The 20,939-nt window shown below is 38.3% G+C and carries 14 protein-coding genes; 9 read left to right on the top strand and 5 right to left on the bottom strand.

The features are described from left to right. The first annotated feature begins 51 nt into the window (after nucleotides 1-51). The 4 genes from SYN6308_RS02440 (at nucleotide 52) to SYN6308_RS02425 (ending at nucleotide 12,440) form a co-directional block, all read left to right on the top strand. Entirely contained in the window at nucleotides 52-1,329 is a 1,278-nt protein-coding gene (locus tag SYN6308_RS02440; protein ID WP_017292844.1) for a hypothetical protein, read from the top strand. Between the two features lie 5 nt (nucleotides 1,330-1,334). Beyond that, entirely contained in the window at nucleotides 1,335-2,492 is a 1,158-nt protein-coding gene (locus tag SYN6308_RS02435; protein WP_158412744.1) for a SwmB domain-containing protein, read from the top strand. Between the two features lie 146 nt (nucleotides 2,493-2,638). Continuing rightward, a complete protein-coding gene (locus SYN6308_RS02430; protein ID WP_017292842.1) occupies nucleotides 2,639-7,747 on the top strand; it encodes a beta strand repeat-containing protein in 5,109 nt (1,702 codons plus the stop codon). Nucleotides 7,748-7,970: 223 nt separating this feature from the next. After that, entirely contained in the window at nucleotides 7,971-12,440 is a 4,470-nt protein-coding gene (locus SYN6308_RS02425; RefSeq protein ID WP_017292841.1) for a Calx-beta domain-containing protein, read from the top strand. Nucleotides 12,441-12,514: 74 nt separating this feature from the next. On the opposite strand, the gene SYN6308_RS02420 is transcribed toward SYN6308_RS02425, so the two are convergent. The 4 genes from SYN6308_RS02420 to SYN6308_RS23700 form a co-directional block, all read right to left on the bottom strand. Beyond that, a complete protein-coding gene (locus tag SYN6308_RS02420; protein ID WP_017292840.1) occupies nucleotides 12,515-13,861 on the bottom strand; it encodes an O-antigen ligase family protein in 1,347 nt (448 codons plus the stop codon). Then, complete coding sequence (locus tag SYN6308_RS02415; RefSeq protein ID WP_017292839.1) at nucleotides 13,837-14,814, bottom strand: glycosyltransferase family 4 protein; 978 nt, start codon at nucleotides 14,812-14,814, stop codon at nucleotides 13,837-13,839. Before SYN6308_RS02415 ends, SYN6308_RS02420 begins: the two co-directional genes overlap by 25 nt. Nucleotides 14,815-14,842: 28 nt before the next feature. Further along, complete coding sequence (locus tag SYN6308_RS02410) at nucleotides 14,843-15,730, bottom strand: sulfotransferase family protein (protein WP_017292838.1); 888 nt, start codon at nucleotides 15,728-15,730, stop codon at nucleotides 14,843-14,845. A gap of 93 nt (nucleotides 15,731-15,823) precedes the next feature. Further along, entirely contained in the window at nucleotides 15,824-15,988 is a 165-nt protein-coding gene (locus tag SYN6308_RS23700) for a type II toxin-antitoxin system YoeB family toxin (protein WP_071591002.1), read from the bottom strand. A 55-nt stretch (nucleotides 15,989-16,043) separates the two neighbouring features. Here SYN6308_RS23700 and SYN6308_RS21550 point away from each other — a divergent pair, with 55 nt between their 5' ends. The 5 genes from SYN6308_RS21550 (at nucleotide 16,044) to SYN6308_RS02385 (ending at nucleotide 19,867) form a co-directional block, all read left to right on the top strand. Beyond that, nucleotides 16,044-16,241: a nucleotidyltransferase family protein gene (locus tag SYN6308_RS21550; protein WP_017292837.1), complete on the top strand. Its 198-nt coding sequence runs from the start codon at nucleotides 16,044-16,046 to the stop codon at nucleotides 16,239-16,241. Nucleotides 16,242-16,313: 72 nt separating this feature from the next. Then, nucleotides 16,314-17,366, top strand: a complete 1,053-nt coding sequence (locus SYN6308_RS02400; RefSeq protein WP_017292836.1) for a glycosyltransferase family 2 protein — start codon at nucleotides 16,314-16,316, stop codon at nucleotides 17,364-17,366. Continuing rightward, nucleotides 17,363-17,818 carry a PssD/Cps14F family polysaccharide biosynthesis glycosyltransferase gene (gene pssD, locus SYN6308_RS02395; protein ID WP_017292835.1) on the top strand — a complete coding sequence of 152 codons (456 nt, stop codon included), beginning with the start codon at nucleotides 17,363-17,365 and terminating at the stop codon, nucleotides 17,816-17,818. Before SYN6308_RS02400 ends, pssD begins: the two co-directional genes overlap by 4 nt. A gap of 502 nt (nucleotides 17,819-18,320) precedes the next feature. Next, a complete protein-coding gene (locus SYN6308_RS02390; RefSeq protein ID WP_017292834.1) occupies nucleotides 18,321-18,803 on the top strand; it encodes a glycosyltransferase in 483 nt (160 codons plus the stop codon). A gap of 68 nt (nucleotides 18,804-18,871) precedes the next feature. Beyond that, nucleotides 18,872-19,867 (top strand): sugar transferase, encoded by a 996-nt coding sequence (locus SYN6308_RS02385; RefSeq protein WP_202803883.1) that lies wholly within the window; start codon nucleotides 18,872-18,874, stop codon nucleotides 19,865-19,867. 71 nt (nucleotides 19,868-19,938) lie between these two features. On the opposite strand, the gene SYN6308_RS02380 is transcribed toward SYN6308_RS02385, so the two are convergent. Further along, the gene (locus SYN6308_RS02380) at nucleotides 19,939-20,916 is read right to left on the bottom strand and encodes a Sll0314/Alr1548 family TPR repeat-containing protein (protein ID WP_017292832.1); all 978 of its coding nucleotides are present in this window, start codon (nucleotides 20,914-20,916) and stop codon (nucleotides 19,939-19,941) included. Nucleotides 20,917-20,939: the final 23 nt, after the last annotated feature.

Raw genomic sequence — 20,939 nt, 5'->3', positions numbered from 1 at the left:
AAATAATTTATTTTTCTACTATTATTAATCCCTGAAAAGGAGTGTCAAGCCATGTCTATCAACCTTGCTTCTAGTCAATCCGCTATTGTTACCGATTCGGTAGGTGTTAGTCATATTGTTTGGGCTGACAGTGGCTATATCTGGCACGCTGTCTATGACAATAATTCAGAAACGTGGAAAAATGCAGGGGCGATCGCATTCACGGGGAATGAGCCTGTCACCAGTATCAACCTTGTAGCGGATGAAAATCTCATCAATGGTAGCAATCCGGGGTTAGCAGTGGTATGGCAACAGGGAAGCCTCAATGATAGTGACTTTTATTACACTGCCGCCCAATATGACGAAAATGCAGATTTACAATGGTTAAACACTCCTCAAGCGCTAACCTTAGATCAAGTAGGAGATTTAGAACCGACTGTCACTGTTAATAATAACGGTGAAGTGATCGTTATTGGTTCAAAGGTTAATCTTGACAATGTCGCTAATCTTAGCATCAAAGAAGATAGTGACTTTTACTCTCAAACATTTAGTATTAGCAGTTCTCAATTCTCTACCAATAGCAATACTATAACTCCTAATGCCCCCTACTCTCCTCAATTAATCAATAATGGCTTGGTTAATACGGGGGTTTTAACTAGCAACACCCAAAACAATACCCAAAGCAACACCCAAGCAGTACAAGCAAATAGTTTTAGTGCCACCAGTGATAGTAGTACCACAGAGCAACCCGGAGAAGAACCTTTAGGTTCATGGAATGCCCAAGTCTATTTTGCTAGTAGTCTTTTAGAAGATTGGGAATTGATGCACAGTGTGCCGAAAAGTGGTTTTCTTCGATCGATCATCACTCCTTTCATGAAAAATTGGGAACTTGTGGGGACATTATCAGGAGGGACAAATTTTGCGATTGGTGGGGAAGAATCCTCAATCTTTCTCAAAACTAATGCACAATTAGAGTGGAAATCCCCTAAATTGCTCGAAAGTCCTTGGAAAACTAACACTGTTAACAATACTCAAAGTATTATCGCCTCCCCTAGTGGTTTAATTACCCCCGGTTCAAGCTATAAACAAAATGCTCGATCGCCCATCACCTTTGGCTTTGACCTTGATTCTACCTATAAATTTTCTAACACTTCCCCTTATGATTTGTTAGGTATTGATGACGTTTTAGGCTTAACAGCATCGGTGAAATTTCCCATTATTCCCCCCGAAGTAACCGCAGGATTTTTTAGTTTAGATGCAACGGGTAGTCTAGGTATTAATTTTAACCTTTTAGCCGAACCAAGCACTCAAGGCGGTAGTTATTCTCCTCAAACTTTGGGGGCGCTTTAACTATTTTGGGGATAACGGCTTTTGGTGAAGTTGCAAGTTTGTTGTTATCCATGAATGATAAAGGCTCAGAAGCGGGAGTTATTGCTGTCGATATAGCGATTAATGTGGCGGAAACTTTCGCCGCTTTTATCAATGGTACGGCGGAAGGTTTAGATATGTCTGGCTCGATCAGTTTTCCTGTTTTGGGTACAGGATTAGTGGGTAAAGCTCAAATTCCCCATGTGCCTATATTAAGTGCGGATATAAACGGCGGTGTCAGAACGGCTTTTAATTGGGGTATCGGAAGCACTGATAATAGTATTTCTTTGAATTTCCCCGTTGGTTTTGATGTGAAGGTAGGACCCATTGGACTTGGTTTTAATTTTGATCCGGGTTGGACTTGGGATGTATTTAACAGCAATAAAAATTCTAGTAGTGCCACTGCTTCATCTTCCGTTGACACTAGCACTTCTTCGACGTTAAGCACTTTTACCAGTAGCACTAATTCTACTAGCGCCAGTGTAGCAGGTTCTTTAATTACAGTGGACTTTGGTACAGATTTAGATGAACTACCCTCAGCTAGTGATTTTACCGTCAATGTGACGGATATTAGTGGCAATGTCACGAATATTCCCGTGTTTAATGTAGTGGCAGGAGCGAGTGCCAATCTAGTTATTCTCCAGTTAGAAAATACGATCGTCTCTTCGGAAAATCTCGATTACAGTGATTCTGACAATCCCACTCCCACTTACAATCAAGTTGATCTTAATTTTACCAATAACGAAGGGGTAACGGATACCAATGGGGATGTCATCGGCAATATTGCGGATTTAAGCGTCACCGATAACACTCCCAACTCTCTTGCCTATCAATACAATCCCACCAGTGGCAACAGTCAAAATTATATTAATCCTAGTCTCCTTTTAGCTTTTAATACTCCTTTAGATACCAGTGTAAATCCAGATCTCGATCGATTTACTGTCACCGCAAACAACACTAACTTATCCATTACCAATGCTCAAGTTACTAATAATGGAGTTTTATTAACCTTTGCTTCATCGGTGACAAATCAATCTTTACAAAATGTCTCCATTAGTTATAACAATAGTAGTTCGTTAGGCGATAACCTTTACGAGATAGTAACGGCAGTTCGATCGAATCCTTTACCATTCAAAACGGTTTAATTACCCAAGTTTCTCAATCCTCTATTTTCATCAATAACGATAATGCTAGTGTGACATTATCCGACACCGTTGGTGATTATAGCGTCATCGTCACTAACTCAGATGGTACAACTCTTAATAGCGTGATAGTGGAAAGTGTTTCTCTGATGGGAAATGAAGCGGTGTTAACTCTCAATCAGAGTGTATCCCCCAATCAAACTGTCAGTATTAATTATAAAAATCAAAATATCACCAATTCTCTAGTAACAGGGCTTACTACCATTACAACTCAATCCCTGATGAGTACCATTGAAGCGGATTTAGGAGAAGATAGTGCCCCCGTCATTATTCCTACCAACGCCTCCAACTCCTCTCCTTTATTGGCATGGGTTGCCGATGTCCCCCCCTTAGAGCCCATCGCAGGTTTTGTCAATGGGCAAACTATCACCCTCAATTTTATCGATGAATTAGGTAACAATACCAGTGTACCAAAAGGTAATCAATTTACCGTCACCGATAGTAATAATAATAGCTATACCATAGGCAATATTAGCATTTCTGGTAATAGTCTCACTTTAACCCTTGATACATCAGTCAGTACCGACACTCAACTAAAGATCAGTTACAATCTTTCTACTCCTACGGGTAACAATAATAATCTTTTCCTTGATAATTCCCAGACAAATACCACTCTTTGGGTTAATAATTTTAGCGACTTTGCCCTCACTAACACCACTAATAATAGCAATGCTCCCGTAATGTTGGGGGCTGGTTCGATCGTGGAAAGCAGTACCACGAATCAAATTACCCTCGTTTTTGATCAAAACTTAATCCCTCAGGATGTCACGAATAGCAATTTTACCGTAGAAAGCAATGGAGTCATATTTTCGATCGAACCTAACGTCACCATTAACGACAATACAGTTATTTTATCTGTTCAACCGCCAGAAGGGGCAAATCTCATCGGTAATGGAGATATTGTCACCGTCAGTTATACAGGAAATACTTTATCAGGCAGTAACGGTAATGTAGCGAATTTTAGCAATCAACCCGTTATCACATTTCCTTCTACCCCCACCACTGTTATTAAATACGCCCTACTAAATTCATCTGAATCTAACCTCGTGAGCAATATTAGCAGTATTCCGGGTACAGGAGGCTTTAACTTTAATCCCGTAGGTGCTTATAATGCTAGTAACAATACTACAGTGTTAGTTTGGTCAAATGCCAATAGTAGCGACATCAATACTAACCTTGTGTCAGGAGAGTTTTACACCGATGATGAAGCTACCTTAATTAATGAAAGTTTCAATCAATCTGATATTTATTTCTCCATTTATAACCCTTCTACCCAAAGTTGGACTGTAGCTTCTCCCATAGCACAACAAGAAGGCTCAGAAGGCAAAATCGTCATCGGTGAATGGATTAATAATCAACTAATGACGGCATGGATTAACTATAACAACGGTGAATCTAATATTTACTGGTCAACTCTAACTTATAATAACGGGGTAGCCACTTGGAGTAATCCTGAAATTCTCTACGCAGACGCAAATCCTGATCCCTTAACGGAGTTACGCATTGTCACCATTGACGGTAAACCAACGGTTTTGTGGACAGAAACTCAAGCTACATCCTATAGTGAGTTAACTCAAAATGAATCCCCCCTCCTGTACTATCGTTTAGCTGAAAGTAGTGGTACAACCCTTGTCAATGAGGGCATTTATGGAGCAGGTGGTAATGGTACTTATAGCGGTTCAGTAACATTTAATGAGGTGGGTGCATTAGAAGATACTACCACTAATGAGGGAGATGCTAACCCTGCGGTATTATTCAATAGTGGTAATAGTGCCACTTCTTCAACTATTCCTCTATCGGGTGTTTCTTTCAGTGTGGAATTTTGGTTTAAAGCGCCCTCTTTATCTTCTAATTCGATCGATCTGGTATCTGTCAGTAATTTATTAAGTATCAGTCTCAAAAATACGGGGTTATCTTTTAATCTGAATGGACAAATCTTAAACTCCGATGGTTTTACTCCCACTGCCAATGAATGGTATTATGTCGTTGCCACCTATGACGGGGAAATCGATACCGCTACCCTTTATATTAATGGGAAGCCTTCCGTCACTCAAGACAATTTGGAGTTAACCCTCCCTAGTAGTGCGACTATGACGTTAGCTAGTGCCTCTAATACCAGTGGCGTTTATTTAGATGAGGTAGCTTTTTATCGTCAAGCCTTAGCCTATAGCGAAACTCCCGATTTATCAGATTTTGGTAATTTAACTCCCTCTCAAATTTCCCAACTTCTATTTAATACCAATCCCATTGGCAACAAATATAATTCTCAATATATCGCTCCTTTACCTGCTGGAGCAAATACCCAATATGTAACTTATAATGGTGATAGTTGGGGATTACCTAGTGTTATTAATCCTACCTATAAACCTATCGCTACGCAACTATCAGACGCTAATAACCCCGAATGGGATGTTACTTCTTTCACCACCGCTAACAGTAGTGGCTACGTTAATCCTAATGGCAATACTGATATTTTCTTATCCTTCAACTTGGGTAATCAGGTGACAGGTAATAAAATCAGTTCGATCGAAGTTACTGCGATTAATAGCAATAATGAAACCATTACATGGAGTGTAGGCAATACCAACGGTTATCAATTAGCCGTAGTGCAAGGAGATAAACTGCTTAATCCTGTTAACCCCAACGGTAGTTTTGACTATATTATTCTGAGTCAGAATGTGGACTTGGACTTATTTCTCGATGCAGGAGATAACACTTTCTCTAGTAGCACTAATTTTAACGTCACCATCAATTATAGTACGGGAAACCCTAGCACTCAAACGTTACAAGCAGGAGATGTCACCAGTGAACCCACAAGCGTCAATTCTAACCAAGTATTAGGTATCGCCACTGTTACTGAAGCCAATGATTCTTCCCTAGCCTTAATCGATAGTGGTTTTATCATCAACACCAATAACCCTAGTATGGGATATTCGATCGTATCTGGTAATTTTAATGGGGATACTTATACCTATACTGATTCATCAGGCAATCAAGTAACTGCACCTTTAATGGATACGGCAATTGCCAATCGAGGCTATACCGATACTTCAGGTAACGTATTAGGACAGGGGACAATTCAAATTCTTTTTGGTGGCGGTGCAGTCTTATCTAATAGTGAAACTAATCCCCTTACCGCTACCGATTTAACTGGAAATCCTAGTGGTGTCTTTATTACAGGCTTGAGTGATACAGGACAAGCCAACGGCGATTTTCCCTTCAGTATGGCAACGGGGGATGTTGATGGTAATGGTTATGATGATCTTATCATCGGTGATCCCAATGCTAACAAAGTATATGTTATTTATGGCTCTGATAATTTAGAAGGAACTACCATTGATGTCACCAATTTGGGTAATCAAGGTTATGTTATTAATGCTCCCACTTCCAACATCGGCTTTGGTTATTCCGTGGCGGTGGGTAACTTTAACAGTAATGCTCAATCTAATGGCACTTATGCCACTGGTACTAAATTCGATATTGCCATCGGCGCTCCGGGGGCAAATGATGGTAATGGGGCGGTTTACGTTGCCTTTGATGGTACTTCTACCCTTTCCACTATCTACAATTCCACTAATACGGGAGAATTAGCAGGTTATAGCCTTGCCGTTTCTAGTCTTACAGCTAAAGCGAAAACCTTTACAGGTAATACAACATCTGATGATTTAATCATAGGTGCGATCGGCTATGAAGGTACAGTTACTAATCAATGGACTGGTTTAAACGGACTTCCTAGCAATACCAATCAAAACAATAGTTATCCAAGTTCTTCTTCTGTGGAGTTGGGAGCAGTCTATGTTTATCAAAGCAACGGCACAACCACCTTAACAGAATACGCCATTTATATCGGTTCAAATTTACCCTCCAATAATGGTACTGCTGATAATATAAATGCAGGAAGTGCTTTAAATAGCAGTGACTTAAATGGAGATAATATCAACGATTTAGCGATTTCTGCTCCAGGGGGTGCAAATAATAATGGTTTAATATATGTTCTCAACGGAGGAATTAGTAAGAATACAAGTCCCCAAAATCTCGATAATGTTGCTAATTTACAAATTGTGGGAGGACTTTCCTTCAGTCAAACAGGCGCAATTATTACTTCCCCTGGTGATGTCAATAACGATGGTTATGAAGATTTCTTGATTACAGCCCCTCAAGGTGCAAACGGCACAGGGCAAGGTTATGTTCTTTTTGGACCTCTTAATTTGAGTGACATGGGTACTATTTTTGACCTTAACGTTACCGCTAATGATAGTAAAACGACTTTCTTGCTCAATGGTAGTCAACCTTATCAGCTAGTGGGTGCTGGTGCTAGTGGTATTGGGGATGTCAATGGGGATGGCGTGGACGATTTAATGATTAGTGCGCCTAACGCTGGAGAGTTATATACTATCTATGGTCATCCTTGGTTAGCGGACGATGGTAGTATCAAACTAGCTAATATTTCTGGTGATAATGGTTTTGTTATTGACGGTGATCTTTATAGCATTAGTGGCTATACTTTAGGTTTAAGTAATTCTAACACAAATTCCACATACGACATTAATATCCCTGTGGGTGTTTTATTCCTGCTGAATCCTAATGGGGAAGTTATTTGGCTATCAGATAATACTACCCCTGCGGTACAAGCTCTGATGCAAACTGATGGTAACTTTGTTCTCTATAGCCAATCTCAACCAGTCAATGAACCGGGATCGGCGGAATTTGCTGTATGGGCAACTAATACCAGTACTACGGGGGGAGCTTATCTCAGTTTAGCGATCGATGGTGGTTTATATATTGTCAGCAATAGCGGTTCAATTCTGGCAACCTTAAATGAAGGTTCAGCTAGTGCTACAGCTAATATTGCTACTTTACAAGAAGCTAATCAAATTACCCCCAGTTTTAATACTTTTATTAATAATCCACCAGAATTAAGACGTTTTACGGGCAATGGTAATAACGTGGTGATGTTGGGGGATGTCAATGGTGATGGTTTTGCGGATGTGGTTTCTGGTGGTAGTTACTCAGCAGGAGTGTTGATTTTTGGCAATAGTACCACTAATCTAGTGGATGCCTCAGTGGGTAGCGATGATATAATTATTACCGTATCAAATCAAACTATCAATCAGTTTTTAGCGTTAGGTGATATTAATGGCGATGGTTTACAAGATTTGGGGGTAATTGATAATATACTCATCAAGGTTATAATCTGATGTTGCAAAATGTACAGTTGCCTTTTGCCTACTTGCCTTTTGCCTACCTTCACCAAACTCAAGTTATACCCTCGCCAAGTATAATAATAACTTCTATGTACAGTTAGGTTCTGCTAATTTACCTACCCTTAGCAGTTCGATCGAACTTAGTAGTGTTCTAAAAACTGGTATTATCAATGGGTTTGCCCTAGGGGATTATAACGGTGATGGTTATGATGACGTAATGTTAACTAGCACCAACAATGAAACATCTATTTATTTTGGTAACGCCCAAGGTAATTTATCATCTTCTGTCGATGTTGGTTCAGGAGTTTATAAACCGACAGGAGATATAAATGGTGATGGTTACAGTGATTTTAATTATCAATCTAGTAGCACAGAAACTTCTACCAGTATTGGCTACGCCAACGGATTCAATAACTTAGAAATTTCTTATGGCAACTCAAACAAAACCGTTAGCACTCAAGGATTTTTAAACGCTTCCGATGCGCCTTTCTATGGCACAAATACAGGAAAAGCCGTTAATCAAGCAGGAGATTTTAATGGTGATGGTATCCCCGATATGATGTTTAGCACGGCTCAACCCGTCGGCTTAATCGTTGTGGAAACTAGCGATAGTCAAGTTAGTTTCGCTTACTTTAACCATCTTGCCATTGATTGGAATAACGACACATCTGTCACTTTAGATGTTCAGACAACCACTCACACCTATAGCACTTCCGACGAAATAATGGGATTAGCTAGTTATGAGAATGATTGGTTTTTTGCCCACTCAGAGGATTATATTTTTTGGCTGTCAGGCTCAAATATTAGCCAAGATGGAGAAAATCAATTTGGTAGCGAATATGATTACGCAAAACCCCAGTTAGTGACGGCTAATGGTAATTTATACATGATTGTTGCTGGTTGGAGTTCTAATAACCCCTATATTTCTGTCTATGATTCTAGTAGTAACTCATGGCAATCTGTAGATTCGAGTACGGAAGAAGATAGTTTAACCAATGCCATTACTAATACCAATGGTAATGATGTCGTCAGTGCTGCCATCGGCTCTAATATTTACATTGCTTGGACTGAGGATAATGATCTCTATTATGGTTATTGGGATACAAATAATTCTAGTTATACTCAACTCGATAATATTTCCTTGAGTAGTATTATCCTTACCGATGCAGGGGATAATGATCCTTTATCCATGACGGCTCTGAATGGTACACTATATCTCGCCTTGAGAGATGGTAATAATAATGCGTGGATGACGACTTATGATACTAACAATTCTAGTGCGAGTTGGTCAAGTGGAGATAAGATGATGTATCTTCAAGGGAATAAACAAATCGAAGCGGAAGAAAATAGTATTACTTTATCTACTCTCAATGGAGAAGTTTATGCTACTTGGTATGATGTCAACGAAATAGTTACAGATAGTAGAAATGTTTATCTAACAAAATACAATGCTAGTTCTTCCTCTTGGACAAATTCCCTGTTACTCAATAATGGTACTACCCCGTTAGACATAACTGGTAATGGTGATTTCCCCGGATTAACTCCTTTTGCGTGGAGTGGTCAAACATCCGTTATCTTAGGTGATACGAACCAAAATGCTTCTAATTCGATCGTCATCAATGGACTTACTGGCAATTTTTCTGATGCTATCGCTAATAGCGATCCAACTCAATCCCCTTATAGTAGTCTAGGTAATAACATTACCTTTATTGGTGACATCAACGGCGATGGTTTTGATGACATCTTGTTAAGTGTGCCTAATTATAACGACAATAAGGGCGGTACGTTTGTTGTTTTTGGTACGGATAGTAATGAACCTATTGACTTACAAAACTTAACAAATAACGAAAATAATACGGGTAATAAGTCGTCAGCTCAAGGATTTGCCATTGAAGGTTTACCCTCATCTTTAGCAGGAATTTCCATTAGTGGAGGTGCTGATGTTAATGGAGATGGGTTTGAAGACTTTATTATCGGCGCACCAGGGGATAATGATAACCTTACCTACGTTATTTTTGGTAGTGACTTTAATAACACTGTAAACCAAACAGGGACCATCGGCGATGATGTTATGATTGGCACGGCAACGGGGGAAAGTTTCATCGGTGGTGAAGGAGATGATCAAATTTATACCAATGGCGGTATTGACGTAGTTTACGCTGGATTAGGGGATGATTTCGTCACCGTCAATGATACTTATTTCCGCCGTTTAGATGGTGGTGCAGGTACAGATGTTTTAAGATTCGAGGGTTATAACGGGCAAGATTGGGATTTAACCACCCTTTCCCCCGGTAGTCGTTTACGCAATTTTGAGATTTTAGTGACGGAAGATTATGGAGTAAATACCTTAACTCTCAATTCCTTAACCGTTACTGAACTTTCTGATAATAATACCGTCACCGTGATCATGGATGAAGATGATATTCTTAATCTCAGTGCTGATTTTAGTCTTAACGGTACAGTCTATCAGTATAATCAGAAGTTCGCTCGATATACTTCTAATACTTCCTCCGCTACGGTGTTACTCAATCGTGCTGTGGGTACAGCTACAGAAACATCTGAACTGGTATTAACAGAAGAAGGTAGCCTCGTCTTATTGTCGGAGTCTGGAGAACAACTTTGGACAGCACAAAGAAATGGATTACAAGTAAAAGATGCGGTTCAAGCCCTTATGCAATCTAATGGTAATTTAGTTCTTTATAGTAAGGTACAACCCACCAGTGAAGCCGATTCGATCAGTTCTTATATGCTAGGTTTAAGCGATCAGAATACCAATGCTACCTACAACATTAATGTACCTATGGGTGTTTTATTCCTTCTCAATCCCGATGGAGAAGTAATTTGGCAATCTCCTAATACGACCCCAGCAGTACAGGCTCTCATGCAGACTGATGGTAATTTTGTTCTTTATAGTGAATTTCAACCCTTAAATCAGCCCGGTGCAGAGGAATATGCAGTTTGGTCAACACAAACAAATAGTAAAAATAACGATGGAACTATTCTGAGTTTAGCTTCCGATGGTGGGTTATATCTGGTGAACGATAACGGTTCGGGTTCGATCGTCAAAACCTTAAATCAAGGTTCGGCAAGTCCCAACACTGAAAATACTATTCTACAACAAGCTGATCAAATCACTACTAACCCTAGTACTTTTATTAGTAACAATTTCGATGAAGAAGACGTTTTATGGACGAGTAACACATGGAATAATCCTGACGCTTATTTACAATTGGGAGGAGATGGTGGCTTATATATTAAAAACTTTAGTGGGCAAATCCTTTCTACCCTTAACTCAGGTAATCCCAACATCAGTGATGCTAGTCGTTTAAATGCGCAACAGGAACTTTTAGTCAATGATTCTCTCTCGGCTTTGACTGAAATAGCTAATGTGATTAATGTTACTAACAATGCACCTTCGGATAACACTCCTGAGCCTATTGCAACGACAGAAGTAACTGCTTCATCATTCAATTCTGAAATGATGACTTCCTTTAGTGTCGATGAGTCTGGAAATGAAACCGCTCAAAGTTTTGCAAGTTCTTTCTTTAGTGCTACTGCTAGTAATCCCAACGCTCCCACTCGCATCTCCGTTTCTAATCCCACAGCTAACGAAGCCGATGGAGAAGTAGAATTTACCATCCAACGTACGGGAGATTTAGATAAATATGTACAAGTGCATTATATCACCCAAGATGGACGAGGAAAGGCAGGAAGTGATTATAACTCGGTATTAGGACAGGTTGTATTTAAACCGGGTGAAACCACTAAAACCGTTTCTGTACCTTTAATTTTAGATGATGTTTATACGGGTACAAGGGATTTAGGCTTACTCGTCACCCTTGAAAAAGAAAGTGATACTCCATTGAGCGATGAATTTAATCTTTATATCGATTCCACTAATGGACAAATTCGTAATTGGAATCATATCATCGGAGAGCAACCGAATAGCGTCATGGGAGGTGAATTAGAATTTCGTGTCACTGCTACCGATGGTGAAGCTCAAGTTCAACTTGATTTTGAAAGTAGTAAAGAGTTTAATAATTACTATATCTTCAATAATGAAACACAACAATATGAGCCTTTTTCGGGCGCTCAATTCTTGGATGATGACGGTGACGGTAAAAACGATGGAGTGATTTTAAATTTTCAAGACGGCAGTAATTATGATATTGACGGTAGCGAAAATGGTATTGTCTTCAAACGAGGCTTTTTTGCCGATGGAGAAGCACCCGAAATCATCTTAGATACTGCCATGTATCGTTTCCGCAGTCTTGACACTCAAGGTGCTTATTTATACGTTGGTGCTGAAGAAAAAGCATCGGTATTAGCTAACTATAGCAATATTTTCGTGGAGGAGGGATTAGCCTTTTATGTGTCTGACACCGCCGAAGATGGTTTAATTGCCTTTAATCGTTTCCGCAATACTGATTTAACGGGGGGTTATATTTATGCAGGAGAGGCTGAAAGTGAGGCAATTCGTGCTAATTATCCTCAGTTTATTGATGAGGGTGTTGCCTTTTATGCCTACGGTGCAGGTTCTCAAATGGCTGATAGTATTACCCGTTTCCAAAGTAGTGGGGGAGGAGCGTATCTTTATACTGCACAACCAGAAACCCAAAGCGTCATTGCTAATTATGGTAATACTTTTAACCTTGAAGGTATCGCCTTTGAGGCTTTAAGCACTTAACACATCTAAATTAACCTGAGTGAATCATCAGAAAAATGATGAAGGTATAGTTTTTTATTAGTAAACTCCCCGACTCATCCCGAAGACTCATCGATGCCGATGAGCGGATATGAGTGGGTGAGTTGTTGTTTATGCTTATTCTTAAAAGCTATACCCATAATAATTAAACCGGGCCAATAAAGATAAGCCAAAATGTCCAAATTTTCCCCAAAAGTGTATAAAAATAAAATAAATAAAATTCCTAAACCAGCCCTCGCTACTTCTTCAGTTTGTGCCTTAATTACTAATACCAATAAACTTAAAATCATCGGCACTGCTAAAGCCACAAATCCCACTATTCCCCTCATAAATAATAAACCATACCAAGTATGATGAGAGCCGATGGGCATATACTCCACCACATGGGGACCCGGTTCCACCACTCCATGCCCCCAAATAGGTGCTTCGGTGCGCCAACGGTATCCTGCAATTTCCTTTAAAACTCGTCTGACTCGGCTAGAATCTGCCCTTGCTTCCGTAAATTTCCTTTTAAAAGTATCCAACGCCATGAAAATTACTGGGGACAAAATACCTGCGATCGTACTACCAATACCCATTAAAATTAAAATAATTGGACGACTGAATCGAGAGCAGAAAAAAGTCACAATAGGAGTTAAAATGATGGCAATTAAAGCTAAACGAGATTTACAGATATTTGCCATAAAAATTGAGCCAATAATCCCAAATAAACGCCATTTTTTATTTTTCTCTTTGAGAGCAAGAATAAAGTAAACATTTGCCACAAATCCTAAAGCAGGTCCCCAAGGGGTAAATAATCGCTGACGAATTGAGCCATCGAAATCAATTTCATAGAGAGAAACATCAAAAAAAGTGTTACCCGGTCCTCCTACGGCTTTGAGGGGTGATACATATAAAATTTCTGGGAGATGAATAATCGGGGCAATAATTAAAAGAGGGGAAATAAGCAGGGTATGAAAACAAATAACGCACACGGCACGATAAATAATTTCAGGGCGTATCTTTAAACATCCTGCTAAGGGATAAAGGGCTAATCCTGCCCAACCTTTTGCCCAACCAATGGTGGATTTGATTAACATTCCAGTTCCTAAGTCATAGTTTAAATGTCCGACAATTAAAGCTACTTCCATGACTAACATCCCGATAATCCATACCCAAGTGATTAAAGGGACTGAAATTCTATCTTCTGGAGGAGTTTCTTCTGTTTGTAGCCACCATTGTAATGCTAAACAAAAACCGAGGATAACTCCTAATACTGAACCAACAATATACGTTGCTCCAATTAAGTAAAAGCCATAAGTCCAAATCATCCCATACCATACTAATTTTTCGGGAAAATTTTCGGGTTGGATAGTAATTTTACTGGGTTTGTCTAAGTTCATTTTTCCAAGATTGTTTCCCATTCTTGAACACAATTTTGCCAACTATTAATGACGGAGTTTCTGCCTTTGATTCCCCATTCGGTAAGAGGTTTTGTGGATAAGGATAAAATCCCTTCTCCTAATGCCTTGAGATTATTAGCCGGAATTAGTAAACCGTAGTCTTGGATTTGTTCCACTAAACCATCTACACTAAAGGCGACAACCGCACGGGCGGAGGCTTTGGCTTCTAGGGCAACTAAGCCCCAACCTTCCCAACGGGAGGGGATAATAATTACATCACAATCGTTTAAAAATTGATTGATATGTTCGATCGAACCTAGTAATTTAACATTAGGTAATCCTTTCCCTAAAGAAGTAATTAATTCTTCATCTTGCCCATAACCTCCTAGACGGAGTTCAAAATTTTCCCATTGAGCAGAAGTAGAAATTTCTTTGATGGCGCGTAACAATAAATCAAAACCCTTTTGAGGGGCAAAACGTCCATAAGCACCTAAAATAATTTTTTCTCCTGTGATTTTGGGAGGAATTTCTAATAATGATTCTAAAGGAGAAGCAGGAGTAATGACGGAGATTTTTTCTGGCTTAACTAATTTATTCTCTATCATCCACTGTTTTTGTGCTTGAGAAATAGAGATAATTCGATCGACCATACCATAAGACAGTTTTAACATGGTACGAAAACGAAATTTTGAGGATACTTGATTTTGTTCAAAACCCTTACAGTAATGATGATCACAAATATAAATAGGACAGTATTTTTTGAGTCTTTTTAAAGGTAATAAATAACGCCAAGCACAGGGATAATGAAAGATAATTAAATCTGGTTTTTCTTTGATTAATTGTGCCTCTATTTCCTCTAATCTGACCATTTTAAAGTCAAATTTATGCTCCAGAGATGCCATTAAATTCTTAACGAGGAGATTTGAACCTCCAGCCCTTTTATCGCCGATTAAATGCCATATTTTACGTTTCATATTGGATATAAATAAATGTTTCTGTAACTCATGATAACCATGACGAAAGGTCTCGATCGATTAATTTCTGACAAGCTACAATGTCCGATCGATAAATATTAATTAATTTTTCTTTGACTTCGGGGGATACTTTGGGGGTAGTTAAATTTTGATGTTGAATTTTTTGGCGAAAAGAAGCGGGTAATAAGGGTTTGACGAGACTTTTTAAGGGATTTGGTTTAGTTAATAGTTGATGTAATAAGGAATTTTTCGGCATTCCAGATTTATTGGGGCGAATTGTCATATCGGGTTCAAAGTTGGTTTCTACTTCTAAAAAAGCAAAAATATCTTGAATGAGTTTTAAGGCATCGTCTCTTAAATCTTCAAACAAATAAACACGAATTTGCTCAGGTTTAAATTGCTGATAATATCGCTCTAGTTGACGGTGATAAAAACCGAGTTGAATATAATGCCAAAACCATTCCCAATTATTAGCGATGCGATCGAACTCTGCTTCTAGGGCTTTACCAAAGTCTTTTTCAGGCTCTCGATCGTCTCTAATTAGGTGTAAAAAGTTCGCATAGGCTCGATCGATGGGATTTCTTAAAATTACAATTAGTTTGGCGTTAGGAATATAATGATAAATTCTCTCAACGGCTTTTTCACTATAAAGGTATAATGGACAGGCTTCACCGATGGCTTTTTCTTGTGTCACCCCCATAAATTCCTTTTCATAGGTGGCTAAATCAGTAATGGAAAATTGTTCGATCGCTCGATCGCCAATACCATTAAACTTCAAAGTTTCCCCTTCAAAAGCGAAAAAATTAGTCTCCTTATCAGGAGTCATATAAATCTGCGGATGTTGCTTTAAATAGGAATGTAAAGCCGTTGTACCTGCTTTCGCCGCCCCAATGATCAAAAAATTAGGTAGTGTCATAAGTAAAGTTATTAAAAGTTACACATCTGTAGGAAAACATCAAGGGCTAAAGCCCTCACTACGAACCTATATCAATATTTTCTACCTCTAATTCTAAAATTGATCATAATGACCATCAATAGCGAAAATATAAATATATCGATCGTCAAACTTATAAACAATTCTATCTTTTTGTGATAATCTTTGAGACCATAAACCTGATAAATTATGAATATATACTTGGCGAGGGTATAACTTGAGTTTGGTGAAGGTAGGCAAAAGGCAAGTAGGCAAAAGGCAACTGTACATTTTGCAACATCAGATTATAACCTTGATGAGTATAACTATTCCGAAAAAGTCGATCGTTAGTTTCTGCGAAAAACATCATATTCAAAAATTATCCTTATTTGGCTCGGTATTGAGATCAGATTTTAACGAAAAAAGTGATATAGATGTATTGGTAGAATTTTCCTCTGAACATATACCCGGTTTAATTACCTTAGCAAAAATGGAGTTTTTAATAAAAAAATAATTTTCTCACACAAAAAACAAGATAAAATTTAAGAAAGAAGATAAGGACGATCGATCTTTCAATTTTAAAATCATGACGAAAGTATCAGTCATCATTCCCGTTTATAATTCACAAACTACTGTACTGCAAACTTTAGAATCGGTGTTAAGTCAAACTTATCCAGATTTTGAATTAATTATTGTTGATGATGGTAGTAACGATCGAAGTATCGAGCTTTGTCAAGAATCGATCGAACAACAAAACAAAGTATCCCCAGAACGCATTAAAATTGTTCATCAGCAAAATAGAGGATTAGCAGGGGCAAGAAATACGGGGATTCGTCATAGTCAGGGAGAATATTTAGCGTTTGTTGATGCCGATGATCTTTGGCTACCTGAAAAATTAGAGTATCATGTTCAGCATTTAGATCACAATCCCACCGTAGGGGTTAGTTTTTCTCGCTCTGAATTCATCGATATTGAAGGGAAGGCTTTAGGTATTTATCAAATCCCCCAATTAACCAACATTACCCCTGATTATCTATTTTGTCGTAATCCTATTAGTAACGGTTCGGCGGTAGTCATTCGGAGAGAAACCTTAGAGGGAATCAAATTTCAAGAGAATCTTTATGGCGAAATAGAAGATTTTTATTTTGATGATACTTTTCGACAGTCAGAAGATATTGAATGTTGGTTACGCATTGCTCTACAAACTAACTGGCACATTGAAGGCATTCCCAATTCTTTAACCCTTTATCGAGTCAATGAGAAGGGATTATCAGCAAATATTCGATCGCAGTATGAAGCATGGGAAAGGATTTTACACAAAACCGAAACCTATAACCCCGAATTTATCAAAAAATGGGGTAATAAAGCTAGAGCCTATCAGTTACGATACTTAGCAAGAAGGGCAGTCAGATTACGATCGCCCCAAGTAGCCTTCAAATTATTTTTTGAAGCCATGAAATATCATTGGCGTATAATCATTGAAGAACCTCGAAGAACGATTATTACCTTTTTTGCGGTGTTGTCTCTTTGGTTATTCCCCAAATTTCTTTATCAACCCTTAGAAAACCTGATGATGAAAATAACAGGGGCAAGTCAAAAAAAACGTATTCAAAAAGAAGAAGGAGGGAAACTATCATGAAAATATTATTAGTTTGTTCATCAGGAGGACATTTTAAGGCTTTACAACAATTACAACCTTTTTGGGAAAAACACCCCCGACAGTGGGTAACATTTGCCACCCCCACCACTCAAACCGCTTTACAAGAGGAAAATGTGACTTATGCTTTTAGTCCGACAAATCGTAACCTACCCAACCTCATCAAAAATTTATTTCTCGCTTGGAAAGTCATTAAGCAAAGTAAACCGGATGTAGTTATTTCTACTGGTGCTGGAGTCGCCGTACCCTTTTTAATTTTGGGCAAACTATTAGGAAGTAAAACTGTTTTTGTGGAGTCTATCACCCGTATTGAAACTTTAAGTTTATCCGCTAAGTTGGTGTTACCTTTTTTGAGTGTACTTTATGTACAGTGGCCTCAACTACAAACTCGTTATCCTCAAGCTGAATTAGTTATTCCCCTTAAAAATACCTAAGTTCGATATAAAATTGTTGGTTACTGTTCGGTTAGTCACTCAAGTTATTTTGTCCGCCCCTAAATCCCCAATACTGGGGACTTTCACCAAGTTTGACTTCCCCAAAGTTGGGGGTAGGGGGCTTAACCGAGAAGTATTGTCTCCTGTCTGTTATATAAAACTTACTCATAGTTACCTATGACGTTTACTTCTTGCTTCTACCAGTCAAGTCGGCTTGATACTGTCCACAAGCGTTGATTCGGGTGTAACCCACCCTACTTTTATTATTCTAATTAATTGATTAATCTTGAATAATAACTAATTTTTTATTTAATTTAATCTTTAAATTAAATAGTTTTAACAGTCTTGGTTATCGACTTCATTAAAAGCTAACATATTTTAAAAAAATGTCAACCTTTATCCCGTGAGTAGGTATAAAGAACTATAATAAACTATTAGTTAACAGTTAAAAGCTCCTATCTCCTAACCTCATCAAAAGACTTTTTCAGCACATCCTACTTATATGATTTTTGTAACCGTTGGCACAGAACAATTCCCCTTTAATCGCCTCATGCACTGGATTGAGGTTTTATTAGAGTCAGAAATGATTGATGAAGAAATCATCGTTCAATATGGCAACTGTACCGTATTGCCCACAGGCGCTAAAGTTTATCGTTTTGTCAAGGAAGATATGTTTCGCTCTTTGATCAATCAAGCTCGTCTAGTGATTAGTCATTGTGGAGAAGGTACTTTATTGTTATTGGATTCCCTTGATAAGCCTTATATTTTGGTATCTCGATCGCAAAAATTTAAAGAACACGTTGACGATCATCAGATAGAGTTAGCTATGGCGATGGAGCAAATGAATATCCCTGTGGCATGGTGTCCGGGGGATTTAATTCGTTTTATCTCTAATCCTCGTCAAGTATCTATTAGCGATGTTACCTCTCAGAGTGCGATCGCGCTTTGCCAGAGTTTAGAGCAACGTTTTGCCTCTGTAAATTGAGCCTAACCGAGCATTGAGCGTAGTTGAAATGTCGATTTACAGTTTTTTATCTGAATAACGAGGATATAATTATTATGAATTTAGCAGATCAAAAATTTATTCTAACTCCCATCAAAAATACTTTATTGGTTCAAATGCCACCTAAATTAACGGTAATGGAGGCAATGGCTTTAAAAAAAGAATATCGTCAATGGATAGAAGAAGAAACCATAGAGAAAATTATTTTAGATTTTGGGAAAACTAAATTTATTGATAGTAGCGGTATCGGTTCTTTAGTGAGCATGATTAAATTTACTAAGGAACAAAAAATTGTGTTGCAAATATGGAGTATTCTGCCCCAAGTAGCGGAAGTATTTTCTCTGATTGGTATGGAAAAAGTACTGCCCATTATTGCCCATACAGAGCCAACTATCCCCATTTCTGGTTCTAAATTAACGGATTTACCCTCCGTCACCCACCCCTCAGTTCGATCGAAAACCAAGCGTTTAATCGACATTATCGGCGGATTAATGGGTTTAGGATTTGTGGCAATTTTGTTTATTCCCGTCGCCATTGCCATAAAATTAGATAGTCCGGGTCCTGTTTTATTTAGTCAAACTCGTTGCGGTTGGATGGGTAAAAGATTTAAAATTTGGAAGTTTCGATCGATGGTGACGAATGCAGAAGCGCTGAAAGCCACCATTGATAATCAGGCACAGGGTGCGTTTTTCAAAAATGAAAATGATCCTCGTATTACCCGTGTTGGTAAATTTTTACGCAAAACCAGTTTAGACGAATTTCCCCAATTTTGGAACGTAGTCAAAGGAGAAATGAGTTTAATCGGTACTCGCCCCCCAACCCCCAACGAAGTAGAACAATATGAAGTACCTAACTGGCAACGGTTAGACGTGCGCCCCGGTTTAAGTGGAGAATGGCAGGTAAATGGTCGATCGAAAATTCGTGATTTTGAAGACGTGATTAAACTTGATTTACGTTATCAGGAAAATTGGAGTTTAATGTATGATTTTAAGTTAATCCTCAAAACCATCACCGTTATCTTTTCTAAAGATTCCGGTGCTGCGTGAATTCTAACTTTTTAAGCATCCTTCTCTTTTTTAGAATCATATACTACAATCTAATAAAAATCTCAAAAACATTATGGACTACTAGAAGAAGTGCCTAATTCGGCAATTTTTTCAAGGGTTTTACGTTTTTCTCTTTCTAAAGGTTTTTTGACACTTTCTTGGGGTAATTGATTGACTTTAGCTAAGGCAATGTCAAAATTTTTCACGGCTTCTTCTAATAAAGGAAGACTATTTTCTTTTTCCCCTTTATTCCTTAAAATTTGTCCTTTTAAATAGTATAATTCTGGATTTAATGGAGTACTTTCGATCGACTTATTCACATAAGTTAAAGCCGAATCATAATCTTTTAAATCTCGATAAGCCACAGCAATACCACGATTTACTAAATACTGAGGGGAAGCGTAACTTTTAAGGTTATCAATAGCTTGTTGAGGGCTAGAAAAAGGCAAATTTACCGCTAACATTAAGTTTAAATAACCCTTAATTAAGTTCAATTCTGGATCATTTTTATCAATTTTTTCTGCCTTATCAAAATAATCAAAAACTAATTGTAACTTTCCTAACGCCGCTAAAGCACCTTTTTGACGATACTCATTCGCACCATCTAAAAAGTTTCCTACCGCTAAATATAGATTACTACGAAGGGGGTCTTTTGCACCGATCGATCGAGCAACTTTTAATGTTTCTGCTGTATATAGTTCCATGTTTTCCCAATCCTGTTCAGTATAAGCTAAAGAAGCCCTTAAAGCAGGTAAAAGAGGATCATTCTGAGAAGAATTTTTCGCCTCTGTCAGATAAACTTTCGCTTGAGGATAGTTACCATCTTCAAACAAGGCTTTAAAAGCAGACTCCGTTTGAGCGCTTATATCACGAGGGTTCGTATTACGAAAAGGATCACCAGCGAAACTAGCATTTGTAGAGACAATCAGAGAAAATATCGACAACAAAGCAGTAGAAGATAATTTCACCCAAGAAACAGAGATTTTCGGGTTAAAATTAAGCTGACGTTGATCATCATTACCTTTGAGGATGCGAGAGTAAAAATCCATACTTATCAAAATTGTGAACCACA

Origin of the sequence: Geminocystis herdmanii PCC 6308 (genome assembly GCF_000332235.1) — a bacterium.
GTDB classification, from domain to species: Bacteria; Cyanobacteriota; Cyanobacteriia; order Cyanobacteriales; family Cyanobacteriaceae; genus Geminocystis; species Geminocystis herdmanii.
This window is presented reverse-complemented; position numbering and strand designations above follow the sequence as displayed.

Excerpts from the sequence above, each read along its gene's own strand:
- SYN6308_RS02415 (WP_017292839.1), bottom strand. The coding sequence starts at position 14,814 with ATGAAACGTAAAATATGGCATTTAATCGGCGATAAAAGGGCTGGAGGT.
- SYN6308_RS02400 (WP_017292836.1), top strand. The coding sequence starts at position 16,314 with ATGACGAAAGTATCAGTCATCATTCCCGTTTATAATTCACAAACTACT.
- SYN6308_RS02380 (WP_017292832.1), bottom strand. The coding sequence starts at position 20,916 with ATGGATTTTTACTCTCGCATCCTCAAAGGTAATGATGATCAACGTCAG.
- SYN6308_RS02390 (WP_017292834.1), top strand. The coding sequence starts at position 18,321 with ATGATTTTTGTAACCGTTGGCACAGAACAATTCCCCTTTAATCGCCTC.
- SYN6308_RS21550 (WP_017292837.1), top strand. The coding sequence starts at position 16,044 with ATGAGTATAACTATTCCGAAAAAGTCGATCGTTAGTTTCTGCGAAAAA.
- SYN6308_RS02425 (WP_017292841.1), top strand. The coding sequence starts at position 7,971 with ATGTTAACTAGCACCAACAATGAAACATCTATTTATTTTGGTAACGCC.
- SYN6308_RS02440 (WP_017292844.1), top strand. The coding sequence starts at position 52 with ATGTCTATCAACCTTGCTTCTAGTCAATCCGCTATTGTTACCGATTCG.
- SYN6308_RS02410 (WP_017292838.1), bottom strand. The coding sequence starts at position 15,730 with ATGACACTACCTAATTTTTTGATCATTGGGGCGGCGAAAGCAGGTACA.
- SYN6308_RS02420 (WP_017292840.1), bottom strand. The coding sequence starts at position 13,861 with ATGGGAAACAATCTTGGAAAAATGAACTTAGACAAACCCAGTAAAATT.
- SYN6308_RS02430 (WP_017292842.1), top strand. The coding sequence starts at position 2,639 with ATGGGAAATGAAGCGGTGTTAACTCTCAATCAGAGTGTATCCCCCAAT.
- pssD (WP_017292835.1), top strand. The coding sequence starts at position 17,363 with ATGAAAATATTATTAGTTTGTTCATCAGGAGGACATTTTAAGGCTTTA.